This is a genomic window from Symbiopectobacterium sp. (genome assembly GCF_051710365.1).
Classification (GTDB): Bacteria; Pseudomonadota; Gammaproteobacteria; order Enterobacterales; family Enterobacteriaceae; genus Symbiopectobacterium.
Genome location: NZ_JBPETA010000242.1, coordinates 1 through 3,862 on the forward strand (window position 1 = coordinate 1; position 3,862 = coordinate 3,862).

The window sequence follows — 3,862 nt, forward strand, 5'->3', positions numbered from 1 at the left end:
TTTATAATCCTTCAAAACCCGAAGGATTATTTTTTGCTCACTGCATAAGGAACCCTGACCCCGACCACAACGATAAAGGACGCCCCGGATGACCCGACAAAAATACCTGCAGTTAATCCATATTGCCGCCCACAATCTCAAGCTGGACGACACGACTTACCGCCAGATGTTGCACAGGCTAACGGGGAAAACATCGGCAAAAGCCCTGAATATCGGTCAACTGGCTCATGTGTTAAACGCCCTGAAAGCCAAAGGCTTCCGCATCCAGCCCCATCACGCCACTACAAAAAAGCAGACTGACCGTCCGCAAATCCAAAAAATGCAAGCCCTGTGGCAGGCAATGGCCCACGAAGGCATTGTCCGTGATGCGTCAGCAACAGCCCTTGCCCACTTTGTTAAACGGGAAACCGGCTGTGATTCACCTTACTGGCTCGATAACCAACAGGCCAGCCAGGTTATCGAGAAACTTAAGCAGTGGCAAAAACGCGTGGCGAGGGCAACATCGTGCTAGAGAATACCTTTCGTAGCAAAGGGCCGGAGTTACTGGTTGAGCTGGCCGAACACACCGCCCAGACCGTCAGGCAGATTATCGACGTTGACCCCGCCGTTGCCAGCCAGATAGGCGATGCCGTCGCCAGTCAGATGATGGCGGTATGGGGTGGGCAAAACGTCTATTTCCCGATGGGGTTGATATGGAAAGTCAGCCAGCGTGACCGGGAGATATTTGCCGATTTCAACGGGCATAACCACCACGCGCTGGCGCGTAAATACAAAGTCTCGCTACAGTGGATTTATTCAGTGGTCAAACGCGTTAAAAAAGAAGAGCTGGCCCGCATCCAGGGCAATCTGTTTGAAGATGAGGATAAGCAGGCTGGATGATCATTTATAACGTGCTTTAAGTACTTCAGTGCTTTTTTGTTACTATCATCGCCACGACAGCATCCATGCAAAAGAGATGAATATGCTTGATTCAACCCTGCTTGATTTACCCTGGGCCACACTCGTCACGCTGGCCTCCGGCTACATCAGCTACTTTATTGCCAATGTTGGTCTGAAAGAACACCATAAACCCATTGATATTTTTTTCTTCACACTGATTTTTAGCCTGTTGCCGACGGCAATATACCACGTGACACTATGGGGTGGCGTCAATGCTTACGCGGCAACGCTGCCGCCAGTGTTGTTGGCATTGCCCCTGGGTGCATTGTGGCGTAAATATGGGCGTAAACGGTTGTACGCGTTTCTCCGGAAGCATAATATCTCCTGGTCTGACAGTACCCACTCTGCCTGGCAGCAAATGTTTGGCCTGACTGATTATCGTGTGACCGAATTATTTGTGGTTCTCAATGATGGTTCTGGCTTGCTGTCACGATTGCCAGGACGCTTCGAGGGACTTCCAAATGGGCCTTTTACACTTGGTAATAAAGGCGATGTCATTCTCTATGTAACGCATAGAAGTCCGGCAAGTAGTGATAAGTGGGTAGAGTATGGAGATGTTATTCATCAGGACTACGGCGCTCTCGCCACTTACATCCCTGCAGATCAAATTGCCAGAATAGACATCAGAAGAAGAGCAGGAAAACCATCAGGCTCTTCTTCTGATTGAACCGGATACGACTTCAAGCAGCCGCATGATTTCAATAATCAGTCGATTTGAGTGATGATTTCTGTTTCACTATGTGAAACTTAATTACCTTACCCGTCCCAGATAGATCCAGTTTGTCCCAAGTAGATCCACATTTATCGCACGTTTCCCTTTTAAATATCTCACGTCCTAAAACCGTTTTTTGTTCATCAGCATTAGTGTGTCAATAACCTCTGAAGGTATTGGCTGCGAGCCACCTTCCCATAAACGCCAGGTTTCGCTTTCAACACCGTTAGCAATATAGGTGGCCGCTTCATCAACACTCATAAAAAAAAGTTGGCGTAAGGCTTGTAGCTCTAAAGGATTCATCATAATGCGACTCCACAACGCAACGAATTATGCTGTCAGTAAATAACATTATTGCTTATTTACCGGCTTGATTATTGTCACACTATTTTGTGCAACATTGTTTATTTGTAGTGTCATCCAGGTTGGCGCGATCTTTGCAATGCATTGTGTCAGCGTTGTTATTGTCGGGCACAGCCAGAGGAAGAACCGGTACTTGGCTGGTCGATGCTAGCGCGGGGTGAACAGACGCGGGTGTTCTATATGGCATAGACAGCTTTTTCAGCAACTCATCGCGCATTGCAGGCACTACGCGTTTTCGATTATTGAACATAGCACTTAACCACAGCAACGGTTACTGACGGTGGTCTTGTCGACATCACTGAAATTGCTGGTGCAGTATCAATCATAGTCGCCAGGTTTACTGGTGGTGGCAGATGTTGTACGCTTTTCTCGCTGTCCGACATTGCCGCTGAGTTAGGATAATGATGTTACTGCGGTCTAGGCTGGTGAATATTTGCCGACTAAACAGCCATTTTGCTGCTAAATGCAGCGAGAGTTGTAAATAATGAGCGGCCGTGGTGAGCTTTTGAGCGTTTGGTTTTATCCCGGCGACAAAGGGCTTGCCATCAGCACGTAACCAGTCCATAATAGCGTCCATTCCTGAAACGGAAATGAAAAAATATTATTTAATCAATAGGTTATAAGTGAAATCTTATTGATATGACCTGAAGTATCGGGTCAATAGGCAGAATAAGGCGCGTTGGCAGAGTGGCCATGCAGCGGATTGCAAATCCGCCTACCTCGGTTCGACTCCGGGACGCGCCTCCAATTTTCGCCCGGGTGGTGAAATCGGTAGACACAAGGGATTTAAAATCCCTCGGCGTACGCGCTGTGCGGGTTCAAGTCCCGCCCCGGGCACCACCATTTAAGTTAGTAAAAACAATTAGTTATAAATATCATTATGCCACCACAAGGTGGCTTTTTTGTTTTCTGTACCTCCTTTCCTAATATCTTTCCTAATATGATTTTTGCGTGTTTGGTAAACATGCAACTATTTCGATTTTTTATGCTGACCACCAACCACCGGAACTATCGGGATTTTACGGTCATACCGTGCCGTTTGTCCGATGGTCATATGCCCGGAAATGGCCTGTTTTTCTGCAAGCGTCCCATCAAGATCGGAAATGCCTTTTGCTTTCAGGTCATGGAAGGTGAAATCAAAACTCAGGTGCGGGAACGCGATCGCCGCATCTTGCTTTGCCTTGCGCCATCGGCTGTTAAAACCGTCCCGCGTGTAACGCCAACCCGTTGATTGCCTGATGATGTATTGGCTATACACGCTGTTATTTACTGGCATCTGGTGCGCCATTTCAATGGCTGCGTGAAGTCTGCCCGTCCATGCTTTGATCTGTTTTTTCCCCGTTTTACCCTGGGCGATAAAGATCCCATCCTCCAATAGCTGCTGGTTGGTCATTGCCAAAATATCCCCCTAGCGGGCAGCACACAGGTAGGCTATTTCCATTGCCACTTTTACCACTGCTGGCGCGACTGAAAACAGGGCGTGATACTCATCATCCGTCACGTACCGATCCCGCGCGGTTTCCTTGAATTGCCTAACACCCCGGCATGGGTTGGCCTTGCATAGACCGCGCTCAAAACCCCACCGATATACCCGCGACATAAAAGCCTTTTCCCTGTTGGCCTGCGTTTTACTTTTCACCCCGCGCTTATCAAGATATTTCCTGACATGTTCCGGTTTAATGGCATCCGGCGACATGGCACCGAATACCGGCAACATCTTGCCGGCTTTGTTGAATAAATCAGAACTTGTAACGACTGTGCCCCATCGGGTCGATTGTTACGTGATGCGAATACTGTTCGGCATTCCTAATAGCGTGATCCGGTTAAGCGCTTTGACCATCGCCATGG

5 protein-coding genes, 2 tRNA genes and 2 pseudogenes are annotated in these 3,862 nt (G+C 48.2%); 5 read left to right on the forward strand and 4 right to left on the reverse strand.

Going from position 1 to position 3,862, the window contains the following annotated elements:
• The first annotated feature begins 88 nt into the window (after positions 1 to 88).
• From ACTBDZ_RS15775 to ACTBDZ_RS15785, 3 genes are all read left to right on the forward strand, one after another.
• Positions 89 to 511, forward strand: a complete 423-nt coding sequence (locus ACTBDZ_RS15775) for a gp16 family protein (protein ID WP_406933289.1) — start codon at positions 89 to 91, stop codon at positions 509 to 511.
• Positions 505 to 879 carry a Mor transcription activator family protein gene (locus ACTBDZ_RS15780; protein WP_280624546.1) on the forward strand — a complete coding sequence of 125 codons (375 nt, stop codon included), beginning with the start codon at positions 505 to 507 and terminating at the stop codon, positions 877 to 879. The genes ACTBDZ_RS15775 and ACTBDZ_RS15780 overlap by 7 nt, the downstream gene beginning before the upstream one ends.
• 82 nt (positions 880 to 961) lie before the next feature.
• Positions 962 to 1,606, forward strand: coding sequence for a hypothetical protein (locus ACTBDZ_RS15785; protein WP_438816016.1), 645 nt, complete (start codon positions 962 to 964; stop codon positions 1,604 to 1,606).
• Between the two features lie 168 nt (positions 1,607 to 1,774).
• On the opposite strand, the gene ACTBDZ_RS15790 is transcribed toward ACTBDZ_RS15785, so the two are convergent.
• Together ACTBDZ_RS15790 and ACTBDZ_RS15795 are read right to left on the reverse strand one after the other, a co-directional pair.
• Entirely contained in the window at positions 1,775 to 1,957 is a 183-nt protein-coding gene (locus tag ACTBDZ_RS15790) for an Aca2/YdiL-like domain-containing protein (protein ID WP_438816017.1), read from the reverse strand.
• 394 nt (positions 1,958 to 2,351) lie between these two features.
• Positions 2,352 to 2,579: a hypothetical protein gene (locus ACTBDZ_RS15795; RefSeq protein WP_438816018.1), complete on the reverse strand. Its 228-nt coding sequence runs from the start codon at positions 2,577 to 2,579 to the stop codon at positions 2,352 to 2,354.
• Positions 2,580 to 2,687: 108 nt separating this feature from the next.
• Between ACTBDZ_RS15795 and ACTBDZ_RS15800 the strand changes: the two genes are divergently transcribed.
• A tRNA-Cys gene (locus tag ACTBDZ_RS15800) sits at positions 2,688 to 2,761 on the forward strand.
• Positions 2,762 to 2,767: 6 nt separating this feature from the next.
• Positions 2,768 to 2,854, forward strand: a tRNA-Leu gene (locus tag ACTBDZ_RS15805).
• 130 nt (positions 2,855 to 2,984) lie between these two features.
• Here the strand turns inward: ACTBDZ_RS15805 and ACTBDZ_RS15810 are convergent.
• Positions 2,985 to 3,764, reverse strand: a pseudogene (locus ACTBDZ_RS15810) (tyrosine-type recombinase/integrase); the annotation flags it as partial.
• A gap of 27 nt (positions 3,765 to 3,791) precedes the next feature.
• Positions 3,792 to 3,862: pseudogene (locus ACTBDZ_RS15815) on the reverse strand (surface-adhesin E family protein); the annotation flags it as partial.

What these genes read in the sequence shown, in the direction of transcription:
- ACTBDZ_RS15775 (WP_406933289.1), top strand. Translation starts at nt 89, where the DNA reads ATGACCCGACAAAAATACCTGCAGTTAATCCATATTGCCGCCCACAAT.
- ACTBDZ_RS15785 (WP_438816016.1), top strand. Translation starts at nt 962, where the DNA reads ATGCTTGATTCAACCCTGCTTGATTTACCCTGGGCCACACTCGTCACG.
- ACTBDZ_RS15795 (WP_438816018.1), bottom strand. Translation starts at nt 2,579, where the DNA reads ATGGACTGGTTACGTGCTGATGGCAAGCCCTTTGTCGCCGGGATAAAA.
- ACTBDZ_RS15790 (WP_438816017.1), bottom strand. Translation starts at nt 1,957, where the DNA reads ATGATGAATCCTTTAGAGCTACAAGCCTTACGCCAACTTTTTTTTATG.